Source organism: Methanobacterium congolense (assembly GCF_900095295.1).
Taxonomy (GTDB): Archaea; Methanobacteriota; Methanobacteria; order Methanobacteriales; family Methanobacteriaceae; genus Methanobacterium_C; species Methanobacterium_C congolense.
Map to the genome: position 1 here is coordinate 1,923,446 of NZ_LT607756.1, position 17,844 is coordinate 1,941,289.

Consider the following 17,844-nt stretch of genomic DNA (forward strand, 5'->3'; position numbering starts at 1 on the left):
TAGGATACCTTCAATGGGATATCCTAAAGCACCATGTCCAGTACTCCATCTGGATCCTTGTAGTAGTTGTTTATGAAGGATCCAACATCCTCTATTGAACGAACATCGTTGTCTGCCATGTACTCAAGTACAAGTCTTCTCTTCTCTATTTCTTCCTCAATCTCTGTTATTCCTATTCCACGGAGTTCAGCTATGTCCCTGAGGGTTTGACTTGCAATTCCAACGTATTCAACTTTATCAGCAACGTTGTTCCATTCGAAAACACGGTTGAGCTGTACGTTTCCTTCTTCCATACCAACAATCTCTGCAACCTCGGTGATCCTCCTTATTGAACCACCTTCAGGCCTGTACATCCTGTTCTGCATTATTATGAAGTCAAGGGCAGGTATCATAATGTTTGGAACGTTCATTGGAGGGTTAACAAGCCTTGTTATAGTTTCCCTGGCCGTGTTTGAGTGAAGTGTACCCATACCAGAGTGTCCTGTGTTCAAAGCTGTGAAGAGGGTTACTGCTTCGCTACCCCTGACCTCTCCAACGATCACCCTGTCAGGCCTCTGACGCAGGGAGTTCTTAACCAGTGTGTCCATTGTGAGTTCTCCCTTACCCTCAATGTTTGGTGGGCGGGTTTCCATACGGAGAACGTGGCTGTGTGGAATCTGAATCTCCAGTGTATCCTCTATGGTTATTATCCTTTCACGGGGAGGTACGAATGCAGCCACAGTGTTCAGGGTGGTTGTTTTACCTGAACCTGTACCTCCAGCTATTATTGCGTTGCATGGCTTTACACCCATTCCATCTGTGCACACCCAAAGGAACGCTGCAAGGTGTGAGGACATGGTTTTGAAGTTTATGAGATCGATGACGGTTAATGGATCCTTTCTGAACTTCCTTATGGTGAGGGTTGAACCGTCAGCAGACACAGGAGGTATGGTTGCGTTCACCCTTGAACCATCCTGGAGCCTTGCATCCATGATTGGTGTCTGCTGGTCTATTCTTCTGCTGACCTGCCTGGCTATAACATCGATTATGCCCTTTATCTCGTCATCATCCTCAAAGACGACGTTGGTCATCATCATTCCCAATTTTCTGTGATAAACAAAGACGTTTTTCCCTGATCCTATGACCATGATCTCCTCAAGGTCATCGTCCTTTATCATGGGGTCCAGCTTACCATAACCAAGCATTTCCTGGGATATTTGAGCAGCAAGTCTGTCAACATCCCTTGCTCCCTTCATTCTGAGGAATTCCTTCACTTCCCCTGTGAATGAATCCTCATCCAGCCTGAACTCCTCACCCTGTGAAACTGCAACCTCAACGAGTTTTTCCCTGACCTCGTTGAAGAGTGCTTTTTCTTTTTCTGAGAACTTAGGAACACTGACGTTGTAGGTGGGTATCAAACCTTCCTCAACTATCTCTGCCTTGAAGACATTGGAAACCTTCTTGATCTTCTTCGGCTTCTTAGCCGATTTAGAGACTTTAGTCAGGTTTAAAAGTTTTTCTTCAAGATTGTCATCCGCTGATTCCTCTTTTTCCTTTACTCTCTTAGGAATCTCCTCTTTTTCTTCTCTAGGCTCATCATCATCTGCAGCAAATTCCCCGAGAAGATCCCTGAGTATCTCTTTACGTTTATCTTTCATAAGACTCATCTATTTATATAAAGTATCCAATATTTAAGCATATGTACATTGGCTGTCGCTGCAGAGCTGACTGTATAACACCTTCAAAGCATGTTCTGGAAGCCATTGGAACACTTTACAGTCCATGTGATACTTGCCAAAACTGGAACCTGAAGAAGTTCAAACCACTGGCAGAGCAGGTGGATCTGGACAACCTTGATGCTGATTTTGGAAGCTGCATATGCGGTAGGAGACATCTTGACGTGGTCATGGCCCACGTCCTCAAGATCATGATGGAAGCAGATGTTAGGGACAGCAAAACAACCCTCAGAAATGCATGTGTTCCCCTGATAACCCCAGCATATCCCACAGTAACAGCACCTCACCTCCCTGAGGATTCTCTGGTGATACTGGTGGACGATATTCCTCAAGAAGTTGCAGAGAAGATTCTGAAGGAAGTTCCAGAAGTTAAAGGAGTTTTAAAAGGTAGTATAACTCAAACTGTGGGTTTGAAGGATTCCAGTTCAGATCCCCAAATTTACCAGCTCATTGCAGGCTGTGACATGCGATGCGACGTGGTTCAAACACCTTACGGGGCCTTGACTATCTACAAGGCCCAGGGCGAGATACATGTGGAATTTCCAAGACCTACATCTCCTAAGGTGAGCATTCTCATGAAGTACCTTGACAGATACCCTAATGCAAGTGTTCTCGACTGCACCTGTGGCCCTGGAACCCTTGGTATTGCATGTTTAAAGGCAGGGGCAAGTAAAGTTGTTTTCAACGATCTCTGGTACCCTGCAGCAAGAACAGCAGCCATGAACCTGGAGGTCAATGGATTCCCAGTGAAAATCCCTGAGAACCTGGAGGAACTGGAGGGAATAAGTTGGAGTTCCCCTGAAACCCCGGTTGCACTTGGTGATAACTTCGAGGTTTACTCTGCAGATCTCAGGGAGCTTAAAAACATTCTGGATGAAAGATTTGATATCTGCATCATCGATGCATTTCCAGGTGTGGAAACCGCCGATCTTGAGGATGCAGTGAGGGACATGTGCAGTGATATCGTGGTCATTTAGAATTTTATTTGAAAAATCATCTTTAAAACAATTCCAGTTAAATCTTTTGTTATACCTAAATTTTATGAAAAATTGAATTACTTTAATCAGTTTAAATTAAATTTATTCATTAGTTTTTTTAAGTTACCAAGCTCCAAAGGGTTCTAGCCCATTCCCATGTAGATGATGATTGCAGGAACTATTAAAACCCCCATCAGATTTGATTTGTTCACACCAATGTAGTGGGGAAGCAGCCCCAGTGCAACTGCAGTAGCATAGACCATGAGTATGAAGGGAACGTTGGAATGTTCCATAACTGCAAAAAGAACCACAATGAATGTCATAAGTACGATCACTGCCCAGGAAAGCCTTGTGTAGTCTATGCGTTCTATGGATTCTGCTGCAAGATCTCCGCACTTCAGGCATAGGATCAGGGAGAGGGAAACTGCAGTGAGTGATGCGAATATGAAGAGCAGAAGATGGTTGAAGTCGAATACCTGGATGAGTTTGTCTATGTAAACTGCAATACCACTTCTTGGATTTCCAATGAGGTAGATGGCTATGAGTGAGAAGAGTGCATCTGAAACATTGACCCCGCTCATTGCAACGAGAAATCCATCCCTATTTTCACCTGAATCCCCTCCTCCACTGAGTTCCTGGGCGAGTATGCTTCCCTGGGCCGGCCCCATTCCCGGTAAAAATCCAAGGATGGTTCCTGCAATTCCCCCTGCAAAAACTCCCCTGAGAACCGTTCCATTGAACTGGAAGTTGTGGAAACTGTTCTGTTCTGGAACAACCGAACTCTGGGACATGCTGTAGAGGAGGGTGCTCACACCGAAAAGGCCCGTGAACATACAGAGAAGTGAAACGTTTGAAGAAATGGGTGTGCTGAACATAACCCATCCCATAACACCAGATAACAAAAAAAGAAGCACAGCCCATAGAAGTGATATCATGTCACTGCTGAGGCGTATGAACATGTAGATCACAACCCCTGAAAGGATGATCCAGATGTAGGGCTTAAGCCAGGTGTAAAGGGGAGGCAGTATAATCATGAAAAGGGGCAGAAGGAGGATGGTGACCAGTATGGATCCGAATCCTCCAACTGCAACAAGCCTTATAGCTTCTTTACCCTTTCCCTGGAGCAGGAAGTAGTGACCGGGCATGATGGACAGCACAGTTCCCTCATCAGGTACACCAAGGAACATGGAGGGGATGAACTCAAGAAGGGCATGGGATATGGACATGGAAAGCAAGAACACTGCAAGAACTTCTGGGGACATGAAGGTTAATAAAAATGCAGAGGACGTGAAGAGAAATGCACCTACTGTGTTTACATGGATTCCAGGGATTAAACCTGTGACAGTTCCACAAATCACCCCTAAAAAACATACAAGTATGATTTCCCACAATTTTAACACCCAAATCATTCAACAAGAGTCCAGCTTGAAGTTTTGAATCGTGGCGCTGGAGAAGTTATATTAATTATTCACTTAATTAGTAATATTATATATAATATTAATATTTAAAATAGTATTATTTATTTGTTGCAGTTAGAACCTGGGGTTTCACTAAAAATTGATTTTTAGGATTGGGGTGATTTGATGTTAAAATAAGTTTTAATTAAAATAAGTTTTAAAAACTAGTTTTTAAATTTAAATATCAGGAAAAAGAGGATTCTATGCTAAAATAAATGTTAAAAATCGTTTATATCTTCAAAAAAAAGTTTTGTTGTGGATATTCAGATGAATACCCCAAAAAGGTTTTACATCAACCTTCTTACGTCAACAACTTCTATGCTTGCTATACCTGGGAGCTTGGAAAAGTTTTCCTCAGCTTGTTCTGTACCGCCTTCTTCATCTTCCACTACAACCATTACGTTGAGGGCTACAAGACCGAAAGCTATTGGTTCTTCCTCGATCTTGTGAAGTTCGGTGTTTTCTGGTATTGATTTTCCTATCTCTGCTTTGATACTTTCAAGATCAACATCAGGACTTTCAGGCATTAATTTTATTGTTGCTACAACTTCTCCCATCTTAGATTCCTCCAGTAAAAATTAAATTTGTAATATGTACAAACTTATGGGCCTTTGAAACCGCATTCACATTTGTATAAGTGTCCGAATGTCCTACATTTCTGGCACCTGTACAGTATCCTGTCGCATTCAGGGCACTGGAATTTCACGTAGTTTTCCACAGGGGATATTTCCTGTTTACAAGATGTACATTCTATTTTCTCCATTTAATAACCTCCAATGAGTGTATGTAAAACGCTTTTACCTTCAATTAAAGATAGAACCCTCTCAGGGTGTTTACCATTTACAATATAGCACTGTGATTTGTGTTGAAGTAAAAGCTCGGGTAAAAATTCATCAACTGATGTTTCACCAAAATTCAGTAGTTTTTTAGCACTTATATTTTTTATAAGTTTCGCACCATCCATGGATGGTTCACGCGTGTATATACCATCTACATCTGTTGCTATTAATAGTTTGGCTTTTAGAAGATCTGATATATAAAATGATATGGAATCTGATGTAACCCTCCAGGAGTGCTCAAGGGGGTCCAGATACTCAAGAAGCTTTGAAGGCAACAAAACAGGGAGTTTACCCACATCAACCAGTTTTTTAGCATCTTCGAGGGATTGAACTGCCTCTGCACCCTCAACCCTGTCTGCAACAAGGGTTCCCAGGATGTCCATACACATTATGGCACTCTTATGGTTTGCAGTGTCTGAGAAGTGAAACTTAGCATCGTAGTTTCGGAGCGTGTTTGCAAGAACACCTCCACCACACACAACCATTGAAGACGTGCCAACAAGGGCCCTGCAGAGCTCTGCAGCATCCTCAGGAAACAAACTGCCTCCAACCTTCACAAGCCAGTCCATGATGAATACCTTCGTTAGATTCTTTTAATATAATTCTTTTAATATAAACCCTTAAATTTAGTCTTTTTAACACAATTTATAATGGATCATCATTTGTAAGGAGTTTCAACTCCCTAAAGTTTCAACTCTCAATAATATCATTATTATTTCAGGAGTTTCAGCTCCTGGGTTATCTTGTCTATCTTTTCATCCTCATCAGGACCTATTCCAAGGCAAGTTATGGTTGATTCGGGTATTTCAGTGTGCCCTGCATCCCTTACAAGACAGCTTGCTATTCCTGCTGCTTTAACAAGCTCATGAACCTCGAAAAGCTCCTCCAAGCTTTCGACCTTTACAACAACCTTTTTTTCGCCTTCCCTTTCCCATTTCTTTATGGAATTTTCACTGGCCCTTTTGTAGGCCCCTAAACTGCCATGACATGCCTGTGCAGCGATTTTACCCCGGCTCATCTTGAGATCAGCCCTCATAACTATTACCTGTTTCATTTTATTACACCGCGTATAAAAATCAGAATTAAGTTTTAAAATTTGAATCCAGATAAGCATATCCAAAATCAAATAGTATCATTAAATCTCGTGGATATTTTTTAAAAGAGATATTATTTAAATTCTCATGATTCAATCTCTTTCAATGATGAATTATAAAAAACCTTTTATTTTACTATCCCTGTGTATCCTTTATAAATTTAAGTTTTGAATTTATTTTGAATTTATTTAAATTTATTTTAAATCCACTGTTGAATTTATCTTGAATTTTTAACTGTGCAATCCAATACAAAAACATGTAAAGCCCTTAAAAAAAGTAAAAAAAATAGGAGAAAGGTTAATTTTCTCCTTGAATGAATTCTGAACGTCCACCCCCGTCTAGGTTACCTTGAAGCTTTTAACTATCATGTCGAAGTTTTCCTTCTGACCGTCAAAGTCTGAAGCCTTTGCACTCAGTGTTATTGCATAGATGTAGTTATTTTTCTCAAAGATGATTATGCTCTCCTTCTTGTCCACTGAACCTATTTTCATGGTGTACGTGAATTCCCTGGCAGTGGATCCGTCAACCGTGAGGTTTGATTCTGATACCACCACAGCACCAGCACCTAGAAGTGCAGATTTACTTGCTGAAACTCCTTCGTCTAAAGTTCCTGTGCTGTTGGTTTTTTGGACGGCTACAAGTGTCTGGTAGGTGTTGTTTGAAATGCTGTCCTCATCTGCCACTGCTGCAACCATTGGTGCAGCTCCCTCAACCTCTGTGCTCATCTGACTTGCAGATAACTTGGTCCAGCCCATTGGATAATCAAAGGAAACACCACTTTCATTGTAGGTTTGATTGGTTGATGTTGTACATCCCGATGCAAAAACCACAACTGCTAAAATTGCCAAAACTAAAAAAATATATCGCTTCATGCTGATCCTCCCCATAGTAATCCCTAATGTCATTATTATTTCTGAAAATCAGAATTAATAAATTTATCTAAAAGTTATTAAAAGAATTGAAGATAAAATGGATTTAAGCTGTAATTATTTCATAATATTAAGCATTGATTAAAAAATGTTAAATAATTCAGTTGTTTAGCTGTTCAATGATTAATGTTAGACAATCTGGGAAAATAGTTATTGATAGCACTTCACGCAACAAGTTAAATCCTTTTTAAATATTAAAGGCCACGTAAGGATTTACAATTAACTAAAACAAAAAATAACCATAATAACAGGTGGTTAGATCACAAAGTAGTTCCCATTTGATGATTCAAAAACCTTTGATGATTCAAAATTAAAAAAAAGTTGATAAAAAGGGTATTTCAATAAATTGTAGAAGAATTTCAAATTAGATTATTGAACAGATCATTTAAAGAATTATTTTCCTGTTTTCCAGTGACATTGAAGCTTTTAACTACCATGTCAAAGTTTTCCTTCTGGTTGGCAAATTCTGAATCAGGTGCACTTAACGTTAACGAGTAAACTGTGTTGTTTTTAGCTAAAACAACTAAACGTACCTCTTTCTTAACACCACCCATTGTAACGTTGTAAAGCACATCATGGGCCTTCACTCCGTTGACTGTGATGTTTTTATCCGAGATCATTACGGCTTTCTTATCCTTCTGAAGATCCGCCTTGCTTGCTGCAACTATCTCGTCCAGTGTCCCAGACTGATTGGTCTTCTGTACCGTTACCATAGTTACGTAACTGCTGTTCTGGGCGTTGTTGGAATCTCCAACAACTGCTATGGTTGGACTTGATGAAGTGGAGTTTATGTTCCAGTCCTTTGCAGAAAGCTGGTTCCATGTACCTGGATAATTGAAGGAAACCCCATTATCACTGTAAGTTTGGGGTGTTAATGCCTTGTAAACTGATAAACTTGATAAAACGACCAAAACAATTAGGAATAAGACTGTATACCATTTCATTTCATATCCTCCTTGCAGACACTGTTAATACTACGTGTAAGTTTGAATAAATTTTGAATTGAATTAGAATTGGAGATGTGAAGCTTAAAGGGAATCTTTTATCCAGAACTGACCCAAGATTGAATAGATTGTTAAACCCCTCTTTCTTCTTAAACCAGTCTTTTTCCTGCCCGTTCAGTATCAACGGAGTAAACCTCTAAGCCTGGAATTATAACCCTTACAACAGGTATTCCTATGTTGGAACGGGTTAAATTAGAATAAAGAACATTTTTGAATCCGCAGTTTCCAAGCATCTTCAAAGCCGTGTTTATATCTTCCCTGAAGGAAGATCCTGACCTGTTTTTAATTTCAGAAAGACCTATGATCTCCTTTGAATCCCCAAACCAGTGCTTGTTGATACGTTTCATGCGTTCGTATCCTGCCTTTCTCATGAAAACCGCTCTGACGGTATCTTCCCTTGTTCCGTGTATCTGGGTTGCCCTGCTCTGTGCAACTTCAGTTAAAGCCCTAATAGCTGCTATTTCAGGGTCTAGATGGGTTCCAACACCTAACGTTAAGAGTGCAGGGTCTTTGAGAACAGGATCATCTGAAACCGCAGCTATGGTGGATATCTTTATATCTGCAGTCAGATCCATGAGTTTCACGTTGATGCCTGCATCACTGAACTTCTGGATCAAACCATTTATAAGTGGATTTTCAGCTTCACTGCAATCTATTTCAGGTTTCAAACTACGGTGGGCCTCGAATATGCTCCATGCATCCCTTTCAACAACCTCCATCATGCCGTGGAAAACTGCTTCCTCAATCCTGTTTCCAGATGCCAGACCATTGGTGTTGGATTTGAAGAGCTTCAAACTGTCTTTGAGATTGTAGGGGTGATAAACAGCATTTGCAGGGACCATGTGCTCAGTCTCATCCTTTAAATCCATAGCTTTAACCCATTCTATCCTGGATTCCGGGTTGAACTGTTGGTTTGGGAGTATGAGGGACCTTGGATCCACTGCAGCGTCAATCTCTTCAAAAAGTCCTGAAACCATCTTATCCCTGTCTGAGTCCTGAATCTCAGCAGAGTACCTTTCAAATGATTCCATCATTGCAGATGCCTTTGCCTGTGTTTTTGTAGCGCCTTTACCGGCATATATGCTCACAGCACCATCTGCAGCCATTGGCCGTATTGCAGAGTAGACAGGCACCCCCAAACGGTCCAGGTGAGTTATATCTGCAACTCTTTTAACACCTGCAGTCTTCAATTTTCCTTCAACATTTTTTATAGTGTCTTCAGGGGCGACGGACCTGTGTGTGCATCCAAAATATTTTATTGGAACCTCTTGAAACATTTAATCACGTAAAACCTGTTTATCTTTAATAAATTCTCTAAAGCAAATATCGTTTATGGGATCTATCCTTTGGATTAGCTTTAGTATTCATGTCTTAAAATTTTTTGGTAGGTTTTTTGGTAGCGCACCGATCCTTCATTGGGAAGCAGAGGATAGGACAAAATTCAAGGATACCTTCCCAAAGGGATACCTTCCCTATGGACATGAATTACCCCATCATTTCTTTGGAAATATTAAAGGAAATTTAAGGGTATTCTAAGGTTGAAATTAATCTCCATTAAATTCCCATACCTTGAAGGGTTAAAAATGCTTTTACAGTTAAAATTAGGGCAACAACAGTCACTATTCCCCATATGACAGGATTCCATTTTATCACCTTCGCACCGTCCAGTATAGCTACTGGTACGAGGTTGAAGAATGCCAGGAAACTGTTGATTGCAAATCCCAGAATGATGATGGTTGAGATCTCGTAACTTAAAATATCCGTTGGTGATGTTGAAACCATTGGCAGGAGTGTCATGAATAGGATTGCAAGGCAGATGTTTGTGAGGGGACCTGCAATGGATATTTTACCGTTTTCTTCCTTTGAGATGTATTCTCCCTGAATGTAAACAGCTCCTGGAGCTGCAAAAACAAATCCGAATGCAGCTGTTATAATTGCAAGCAGCAGTCCCTGGATCCACATCCTGAACTCTGCCTGAAATCCGTAGTGAATTGCAACGAACTTATGTGCGAGTTCATGGAGTACGAATCCAAGCCCTACTGCAATGAAAGTGGCCGGAATGAGGTACATCACACTTTCAAGAATGTTACTGCTTCCCATGCTGAAGAGGTAGGCGAATATTGCTGCAATAACCGTCATTGAAATGATTATATCCCTGACTTCATGGGCTGTGAATTTTACCATACTTATAGAAGACGTAACTTATCACTTATAATGATTTCCCCGATCATATGACAAAATTCATTCAGTATCATTAATGAGTTCTTAGTAAAAAAAAATAATATCTTAATGATTTTTTCTTAAAAAAATAGGTTTTAAATGAGTTTTAATAAAAAAATTAGGTTCTTAATGAGTTCTTAATAAAAAATATTTTCTTGAAGTGTAAAATATTTATTTTAAAGGTTTATTTTCAAGTTAATTTTCTTTTAAATTTGTATATTCCTTCTAAAGCTTTATGGTCCTTTTAAAGTCTTATGGTCCTTCTAAGTCCCATACTTCTTATAAAGTTCTATAATCCTTCTAAAGTCACACCCTCTTAAAGCCCATACTCATTTAAACCTATATCCTTTGTTTATATTTAAGTTCCTTAAAGGATATTATGAATTTGGCTCCATCATGAGGTATGAGTTCTATGGTTCCGTCAAGCTGTTTTACGAGAGTATATATGAGTTGTAATCCCAGTGTTTTGGTTTCAAGGATGTTGAAATCATTCGGAACTCCAACTCCATCATCTGAAATCTCAAGAATAATGTTTTCATCTTCAGCCCAGAGTTTGATACTTATCTCACCACATCTATCCCCTGGGAAGGCATACTTAATGGAATTGGTCACAACTTCGTTGATTATGAGCCCGCAGGGTATTGCTGTGTCTATTCCTAGATTAACATCCTCAACATCCACAACCAGTTTTACAGTATCTGGATCCACAACGTAAGAATGGAAGAGGTAGGTTGTCAGGTTCTTGATGTACTCACCGAAGTTTATCTTGGTGAAGTTTCTTGACATGTAAAGCTTTTCATGTATCATTGCCATGGATTTCACACGGTTCTGACTGTCCTTGAACACGTCAAGGGCATCTTCATCGGTTATGTACCTTGATTGAAGACTTAGAAGGCTTGAAATTATCTGCATGTTGTTTTTAACACGGTGATGAATTTCCATGAGGAGGATGTTCTTTTCTTCAAGGGACGCTTTTATTTTATCCTCTGCTTCCTTACGTTCGGTTATGTCACGGGCAACCATTACCATGTAAACTTCATAACTGAACTTAACCACAGTGACGCTTATTTCAAAGGGTATCTCCCAACCTGAAACATCCCTCAGGTGTGTGACTATGTTCTGTTTTCCCTTAGATGTTCCACCATCCACCAGGTCCTTAAACAATTGTTTGAGACGATTTCTGTCACATGAAACCACCAGATCCCCCATTGACATGTTTAGAAGATGTTTTGTTGAGTATCCAAGGTGCCTGGAAGCAGCTTTGTTGATATCTACAAAACGTCCTGAAGGGATTTCAATGAGAAAAATGGCATCGTTACTCTCATCTAACAATGATTTAAACCTTTCAAGCTCATCAAGTCTTTTTCGAAGCTCGGGATAGTAACTCTTCCTTATGGATGATTCTCCAAGGCCAATGATCTTCTCACGCAGGGTTTTCAATTCAGCATCGTTAAAGGGCATCTCTAAATACCTCCACAACTTCATCCTTATATGGTTTCCGTGGGTTTGTAACGATACATGGATCAAGCATAGCTACATCTGCAAGTTCATCCAGGTCAGATTCATCAACACCAAAATCTTTAAGGCTTTTATCAAGACCCACTCTTTTTTTAAGGTCATTTATTCCTTTGATGAGTTCTGGTTTTACTTCTTTGTCTGTGTTAAGTCCCATTGTCCGGGCCAATTCCATGTAACGTTCTGGTTCTGCCTGAAAGTTGAAGTTCACAACGTGTTCCATTAGGATGGCATTGCATTCTCCATGGGGCAGATCCATTGATCCACCCAGACTATGGGCCATTGCATGGGTAAGTCCTAAACTTGCATTTGAAAATGCCAGACCTGCATGAAGACTTGCCAACATTAGATTCGTTCTTAGATTGAGGTTTTCAGGATCAGATATTACAGGGATGATGTTTGAGCTCACAAGTCGAATAGATTCCAATGCATGGAGGTCTGTCACAGCAGAACTTGCATTGGATACATAAGACTCCATGGCATGGCTCAAGGTGTCGAAGGCTGTTTGAACAGTCATGTCACAGGGCATGGTTGTTGTGGTAACTGGATCGATGAGGGCAACATCCGGGACAAGTGTTTTGCTTATTATACCCATTTTAAGGTGTCGTGACCTGTCAGATATTATTGCAAACTGTGACACATCTGCAGAGCTACCTGCCGTTGTTGGGATACAGATGAGGGGAGGTGCAGGTAATCCAACCTTATCAACACCTTCAAATTCAGTTATGTGTTTCTTGTTGGAGCTTACAATACCTATGCCCTTTGCACAGTCCATGGGACTTCCTCCACCCACTGCAACGATCACATCACATTCTTCCGCCCTGTAGATCTCAGCCCCCTCCATAACATCTTCAACCCTTGGATTGGGATTTACATGAGAATATGTGGTGTAATGAAGTCCCCCGTCATTCAAGGAATCTGTAACATCCTCCAACCATCCAGAAGCCATAACACCAGGATCAGTGACTACAAAAACATTTCTGCCACTGAAATTTCTTGCGTAACGCCCTACCAGCAATCTGGCATCGTTACCAAAAATAAATTCTGGTGCAACGAATTTTCGAAGTTCAGATCCAGTTACCCTACCACCAGCCTCAACCATTAACGAATCAACTCCTTTTTTCAGCAGTTCCCTGAAGTTCCTGAGAGTGAGATGCTGTTAACAATTATTTGGAGGTTCCACTATAAAATTTTTTCAACCCAGATTAAAAAAACACAAAACACTGACTGATTCCACCTAATAATCCTAAAACCATGTAAATCCCAAAAAAGAGGGTTCTGAAAATGGATGTGAACCTTTAAATCGTAGGAAACAATCATGGAGTTAAACCTAAAATCTGGAGTTAAACCTAAAATCTTGTGGGAGGGATAAATCTGGAGGCAAACCCGTGGGGCAAATCTTAAAATCTTGAAGCCTACAAAAGGTAGAAACAGATCTAGTATGTGTACTGAAAAATGATGGAACACAGATTTTAGAAGAGATTTTTATGGTAAGCAAATGCGAATATTGTCAGTTAGATGGAGGTTACGGTGAATTAATCCATGAAACAGACTGCTGGAAAATATTTCTTGCTCCAAGCCAGAGGTACCTTGGAACCTGTGTTGTTGCTTTGAAGAGGCAATGTAAAAACTTGGCTGAACTTGAAACCTGTGAATGGGCAGATTTTGCAGAAACCGTCAAGAAACTGGAAGGTTCACTGGACGAAGCGTTCCGACCCACACTCTACAACTGGAGCTGCTTTAAAAATGCAAGCTTCAGGAACGAAATTCCCAACCCTGAAGTTCACTGGCATTTCATACCCCGTTACAAGACAAAGGTTGAATTTGCAGGGATTTCCTTTGAAGATCCGGACTTCGGTTACATACCCCAGCCCGTAGAAAAAAGGGTTTCAGATGAGGTTATGGTCAAAATGAAAGCTGAAATCCTAAAAAACCTCTAAAAGTAATTCTAAAAATATTTTGAACTAAAATAAATAACTAAAATAAATAATTTTGAATCATAAATAATAATTCTAGAAACAATAATTTTAAACCAAACTACAATTTAAAATTGCAATCAATCTTTAAACCATACTCTAAAGGCACAGTAAACCTGTGAAGTGTGCACAATTCAATTTTTAAAACATTTCATCTTGATCTAAAACTTACAAATGGAGATGTAAATTTTGAGCAGAAAATTATCAGGAATACTCAACAGCATGCATGAGAAAAACATGGATGCATTGATAGCAGTTAAACCAGAAAACATACGTTACCTAACAGGTTTTAACCCTTCAAGCTTTTCTTTGCTTTTATTAAAAGATGAACCAGTTCTTTTCACATCCAAATTGGATATCGAAGATGCTTCCCAGAGTTCCAAAGTTCCAGTTGAAGAGTTGAAATCCCTGAAGGATATCAAAGAACTTCTCAAGGGAAAAATTGGAATAGAAAGTTCAATGACCGTTGAAACCTACAAAAAGCTGTCAAACAATTTTAAAGCAAACATAACTGATCTGATAGAAGTTTCAAGAATGGTTAAATCTCCAGATGAAATCAAAAACATCAAAAAAGCCCTTGAAATTGCTGAAAAATCCTTTGAAGATGTTGAGTTTTCAGGAACCGAGAATGAAGCTGCTGCAAAGTTGGAGTACAACATGATGGTCCGCGGATCAAGTAAACCCTCCTTTGAAACCATTGTTGCATCGGGTGAAAGATCCAGCCTTCCACACGGAACCCCACAAGTTACAGAAATTGAAAGTCCCGTTGTTATTGATTGGGGAGCTGTCTACAATGGCTATGCATCTGACACCACACGTACAATTATAGAAACAGATAAACAGGAAGAAATATTTAACATCGTGCTTGAAGCGAATAAAAAAGCTGTTTCTGCAATAAAACCCGGCGTGAAAACTTCAGAAATTGATAAAGCTGCAAGAGATGTGATAGAAGAGTATGGTTATGGTGAGGGATACATACACTCAACAGGCCATGGTGTTGGACTTGAAATTCATGAAATGCCATCATTATCTCAGAAGGATAACACAACACTTGAGAAAGGAATGATTGTAACAATTGAACCAGGAATTTATCTTGAAGGAGAATTTGGAGTTCGTGTTGAGGACATGGTCCAAATAACCAATAGAGGAAATGTTTTGAACAAATTAAGCCATAAGTTAACCTTTTAAATTTTTTAGGGCCTTGAAGCCGTGAATGTGGAAATCAACAATGAATCCTGATCCTATAGAACACATATAGGTAGATATATTAATATATGGAATGAGTAATATACTAAAATAATTAGATATTTCAAAAAGGTGAAAAAATGGCAATTATACCCACTGCATTGTCACCGTTGTCCCAATCTATAGACGACATGGTGCCTGACAAATACCTGGTTCTTGTACAGGAAAATCTCATAAGGGCGGGCATTTACGTTAAGGCATCTGACATTATAACTCTTATGCTTATTTTTGGTATTGGTTTAGCAGCACTTACATTTGTTTTGTTCATGGTACTTGGAATCAGCCCAATATTAGGTGCATTAATAGGTTTCATAGCACCCTTTGCCCTAATTTTAGCATGGTTGTTCTTTGCAATGGAAAAAAGAGTCGATGCAATAGAACAAAGCACCCCTGACTTTCTGAGGCAGATTGCATCCCTCCTAAGAGCAGGTGTTGGTATTGAAACTGCAATGGAAGATATTTCAAAGCAGGGAAGTGGACCTTTAACTGAAGAGCTGAGACGATCCGTCATTGAAATAAAGATAGGAAGCAGCTTTGAAGATGCACTTTTAGCCATGGGAACCCGTTTGAAATCCAAAAATCTTGACAGAACATTCAGAATGATTCTTGAGGGAAGAAGGGTTGGAGGAAGCCTTTCAGATGTTATTGAAACTGTTGCAGAGGATTTAAGGGCTGTACTTGCGTTGAAACGTGAAAGAAAGGCCAACGTTATGATGTCAGTGATGTTCCTTTTGATAGCAGCGGTTATAGCTGCACCATTTGCACTTGGAATGATAATGACCTACTCCTCCTTCATTGCATCAGTGGGTAAAGCAAATGCACTGGCTGATGCAGCTTACACCGCTGCAAGTGGGTACATCATCATACATTCAGTCATAGCCAGTATATTAATGGGAATCGTTTTGTATGGAAATGCCAAAAAGGGAGTCAAATTTGCATTGGGAGTGGTACCTGCTTCGTACTTGATATTTTATCTGGCAGGAACATTGGCCATGTCTTTATTCGCCATGTGATTATCTGGTACAGCAGAATGTCTCTTAGATTAAATGAGGGTGTTGGAAATGAATATGATAAAAGATGAAAATGGACAGGGTTCAGCTGAACTCATTCTGGTTCTTGGTGGGATGATTGTAATAGTAATTGCTGCTGCAGTTTTTTACAAGAACTACCTTGCAGGGATTGGAGATGACATCAACAAAACCGATGTAAATGCTACAACCTCAAAGATACAGGATCTGAAAAAATACTTTCCTACTTGAGACGTAAACTTTCAGTTTCTAGATAATCTCTTTTTATTTTAATCTCACTAATAAATTTTGGGACTTTTTAATTTTATATCTTTAAATTTACATTAATTAAATGGAGTTATGCTTAATTTGCAGTAGTTAAAAGGAGTTAAAACATGAAAATGTTTATAAACGGAAGTTTGGTGGATAGGGATGAAAAGATAGATGTTAAAAATCCTGCAAACAACGAGACCATAGATACAGTTCCTGAAGCTACCCGGGAAGATGTTAAGAATGCTCTGGAAGCTGCAAACAGGGCAAAGAAGGTTCTTGGAGATATGTCTGCCCGTAAGATCTCAAGGATACTCTACGATGTCTATGAAGTTGTTCTGAAGTCACAGGAGGAATTTTCCAGGATCATAACCCTTGAAACAGGTAAACCTATAAAGGATTCCCGGGATGAAATGAAACGTTCTGTTCTAACCCTGCAGCTGGCAGCTGAAGAAGCCAAAAGGATCTACGGTGAAACAGTTCCCATGGATGCAGGTATAGGTGGCAGAACTGCCCTTGGATTTACAATGAAGATACCCTTGGGGGTTGTGGCTGCAATAACCCCCTTCAATTATCCAGTTAACCTTGCAGTGCATAAGATAGCTCCTGCACTTGCAGCAAAAAATAGTGTGGTTTTCAAACCTTCAAAGGAAGCTCCACTTGCAGCATTGAAACTTGGAGAGGTGCTGGGCCATCACCTTCCAGATGGTGCTGTAAACGCAGTAACCGGCCCGGGAAGTGTTGTTGGGGATGAACTTGTAACCAACCCCATTGTTAACAAGGTCTCCTTCACAGGAAGCGTTGAAACAGGTAACGCCATAGCCAACAGGGCAGGTATGAAGAAGTTAACACTTGAACTTGGTGGAAACGATCCAATCATAGTTCTGGAGGATGCAGACCTTGAAAAAGCAGCAGTTTCTACAGCCAGAGGAGCTTACCTCAACGCAGGGCAGGTTTGCATAGGTGTGAAGCGCATAATCGTCCAAAAAGGTGTTGCAGAGGAATTCATTGATTTACTCATTAAAGAAACCCGGAAACTTAAGATGGGTGACCCAATGGATCCTGAAACAGACATCGGACCGTTGATAAATGAGGAAGCAGCCATAAACGTAGCAAGAACAGTTGGAAATGCTTTGGAAAATGGGGCTCAGATTTTACTGGGCGGCAAAAGGGAAGGCGCATTCTACACTCCTACAGTGCTCGACATGGTTGATCCTGGTATGGATATGGTGTGCCATGAAACCTTTGGACCTGTAGCACCCATAATAAGGGCAGAAACTGTTGATGAAGCCTTCAGTATCGCCAATAACACTCCTTACGGACTTCAGGCAGGTGTTTTCACGAGTAGTATCGAAAATGCACTTAAGGCTGCAAGGACCATAGAAGCTGGGGGCGTTATGATCAACAAACAACCAACCTTCAGAACTGACAACATGCCATTTGGAGGTTTTAAAATGAGCGGTATGGGTAAAGAAGGTGTTAAATATGCTGTTGAGGATATGACACGTACCAAGCTCGTGGTGTTTGGATGAACGTGTCAAGTTAATGAGGTTCATCTGAATTTAAACTCAGAAATTATTAAATCTTAAAAAAAAC

Annotated in this window: 18 protein-coding genes; 6 read left to right on the forward strand and 12 right to left on the reverse strand. The window is 40.0% G+C overall.

The window, feature by feature from the left end:
* Nucleotides 1-23: 23 nt before the first annotated feature.
* Entirely contained in the window at nt 24-1,637 is a 1,614-nt protein-coding gene (locus MCBB_RS09165; RefSeq protein ID WP_084789940.1) for a CpaF family protein, read from the reverse strand.
* 41 nt (nt 1,638-1,678) lie between these two features.
* On the opposite strand from MCBB_RS09165, the gene MCBB_RS09170 reads away from it, so the two are divergent.
* Nucleotides 1,679-2,692 (forward strand): 50S ribosomal protein L11 methyltransferase, encoded by a 1,014-nt coding sequence (locus tag MCBB_RS09170; RefSeq protein ID WP_071907477.1) that lies wholly within the window; start codon nt 1,679-1,681, stop codon nt 2,690-2,692.
* Nucleotides 2,693-2,835: 143 nt separating this feature from the next.
* Here MCBB_RS09170 and MCBB_RS09175 read toward each other — a convergent pair whose 3' ends face one another.
* From MCBB_RS09175 to ercA, 11 genes are all read right to left on the reverse strand, one after another.
* Nucleotides 2,836-4,083, reverse strand: coding sequence for a tripartite tricarboxylate transporter permease (locus MCBB_RS09175; protein ID WP_071907478.1), 1,248 nt, complete (start codon nt 4,081-4,083; stop codon nt 2,836-2,838).
* 353 nt (nt 4,084-4,436) lie between these two features.
* Nucleotides 4,437-4,706: an elongation factor 1-beta gene (locus MCBB_RS09180; protein WP_071907479.1), complete on the reverse strand. Its 270-nt coding sequence runs from the start codon at nt 4,704-4,706 to the stop codon at nt 4,437-4,439.
* A gap of 44 nt (nt 4,707-4,750) precedes the next feature.
* Nucleotides 4,751-4,912: a zinc finger domain-containing protein gene (locus MCBB_RS09185; RefSeq protein ID WP_071907480.1), complete on the reverse strand. Its 162-nt coding sequence runs from the start codon at nt 4,910-4,912 to the stop codon at nt 4,751-4,753.
* A complete protein-coding gene (locus tag MCBB_RS09190; protein ID WP_071907481.1) occupies nt 4,913-5,557 on the reverse strand; it encodes an amino acid kinase family protein in 645 nt (214 codons plus the stop codon).
* Between the two features lie 143 nt (nt 5,558-5,700).
* Nucleotides 5,701-6,042 (reverse strand): peptidyl-tRNA hydrolase Pth2, encoded by a 342-nt coding sequence (pth2, locus tag MCBB_RS09195; RefSeq protein ID WP_071907482.1) that lies wholly within the window; start codon nt 6,040-6,042, stop codon nt 5,701-5,703.
* A 378-nt stretch (nt 6,043-6,420) separates the two neighbouring features.
* The gene (locus MCBB_RS09200; protein WP_071907483.1) at nt 6,421-6,954 is read right to left on the reverse strand and encodes a PsbP-related protein; all 534 of its coding nucleotides are present in this window, start codon (nt 6,952-6,954) and stop codon (nt 6,421-6,423) included.
* 416 nt (nt 6,955-7,370) lie between these two features.
* Nucleotides 7,371-7,955: a PsbP-related protein gene (locus MCBB_RS09205; protein WP_071907484.1), complete on the reverse strand. Its 585-nt coding sequence runs from the start codon at nt 7,953-7,955 to the stop codon at nt 7,371-7,373.
* A gap of 149 nt (nt 7,956-8,104) precedes the next feature.
* The gene (locus MCBB_RS09210) at nt 8,105-9,292 is read right to left on the reverse strand and encodes a YcaO-related McrA-glycine thioamidation protein (RefSeq protein ID WP_071907485.1); all 1,188 of its coding nucleotides are present in this window, start codon (nt 9,290-9,292) and stop codon (nt 8,105-8,107) included.
* Nucleotides 9,293-9,569: 277 nt separating this feature from the next.
* Nucleotides 9,570-10,199, reverse strand: a complete 630-nt coding sequence (locus tag MCBB_RS09215) for a site-2 protease family protein (protein ID WP_071907486.1) — start codon at nt 10,197-10,199, stop codon at nt 9,570-9,572.
* A gap of 375 nt (nt 10,200-10,574) precedes the next feature.
* Complete coding sequence (locus MCBB_RS09220; RefSeq protein WP_071907487.1) at nt 10,575-11,696, reverse strand: sensor histidine kinase; 1,122 nt, start codon at nt 11,694-11,696, stop codon at nt 10,575-10,577.
* The gene (gene ercA, locus MCBB_RS09225) at nt 11,686-12,852 is read right to left on the reverse strand and encodes an alcohol dehydrogenase-like regulatory protein ErcA (RefSeq protein WP_071907488.1); all 1,167 of its coding nucleotides are present in this window, start codon (nt 12,850-12,852) and stop codon (nt 11,686-11,688) included. The genes MCBB_RS09220 and ercA overlap by 11 nt, the downstream gene beginning before the upstream one ends.
* 385 nt (nt 12,853-13,237) lie before the next feature.
* Here ercA and MCBB_RS09230 point away from each other — a divergent pair, with 385 nt between their 5' ends.
* From MCBB_RS09230 to MCBB_RS09250, 5 genes are all read left to right on the forward strand, one after another.
* Nucleotides 13,238-13,690: an HIT family protein gene (locus MCBB_RS09230; RefSeq protein WP_071907489.1), complete on the forward strand. Its 453-nt coding sequence runs from the start codon at nt 13,238-13,240 to the stop codon at nt 13,688-13,690.
* A 225-nt stretch (nt 13,691-13,915) separates the two neighbouring features.
* A complete protein-coding gene (locus MCBB_RS09235) occupies nt 13,916-14,914 on the forward strand; it encodes a M24 family metallopeptidase (RefSeq protein ID WP_231916348.1) in 999 nt (332 codons plus the stop codon).
* 137 nt (nt 14,915-15,051) lie between these two features.
* On the forward strand, nt 15,052-15,984 hold the full coding sequence (locus MCBB_RS09240; RefSeq protein WP_071907490.1) for a type II secretion system F family protein: 933 nt from the start codon (nt 15,052-15,054) through the stop codon (nt 15,982-15,984).
* Between the two features lie 48 nt (nt 15,985-16,032).
* Nucleotides 16,033-16,230: a class III signal peptide-containing protein gene (locus MCBB_RS09245; protein ID WP_084789943.1), complete on the forward strand. Its 198-nt coding sequence runs from the start codon at nt 16,033-16,035 to the stop codon at nt 16,228-16,230.
* Between the two features lie 143 nt (nt 16,231-16,373).
* Complete coding sequence (locus MCBB_RS09250) at nt 16,374-17,780, forward strand: lactaldehyde dehydrogenase (RefSeq protein ID WP_071907491.1); 1,407 nt, start codon at nt 16,374-16,376, stop codon at nt 17,778-17,780.
* The last annotated feature ends 64 nt before the right edge of the window (nt 17,781-17,844 follow it).